Source organism: Mameliella sp. CS4 (assembly GCF_019392335.1).
Lineage (GTDB): Bacteria > Pseudomonadota > Alphaproteobacteria > Rhodobacterales > Rhodobacteraceae > Antarctobacter.
The window spans coordinates 1-265 of record NZ_JAHXRQ010000178.1; the positions used below are offsets into that span (position 1 = coordinate 1).

The window sequence follows — 265 nt, forward strand, 5'->3', positions numbered from 1 at the left end:
TCGACGTCCAGACCCCGGGCCGAGAGCACGTCCCCGCGCTGGTCGACGGGATCCTCGCCGACGTCCGCCGAGAACGGGGACTCGATCTCGACTGGTGTCCCGAACTCGACGGCGAGGAGCTCGCCGCGGTCCAGGACGCCTGGCGCCCGGGCAGCATCCGGTCGCTCCGCCGACTTGTGGAGGCGATTCTCGCCACCCGTGAATCGCTGGCCCCGCGCCATTGATGGAGGCCGCCATGACGTTCTCCCTCATCCAACCGGTGCTG

At 70.2% G+C, this 265-nt stretch carries 1 protein-coding gene; it reads left to right on the plus strand.

The features are described from left to right. Positions 1-224 (plus strand): hypothetical protein (locus tag KZZ07_RS27020; RefSeq protein ID WP_219520070.1); only part of this gene is annotated, 224 nt, incomplete at its 5' end. Positions 225-265 lie beyond the last annotated feature (41 nt).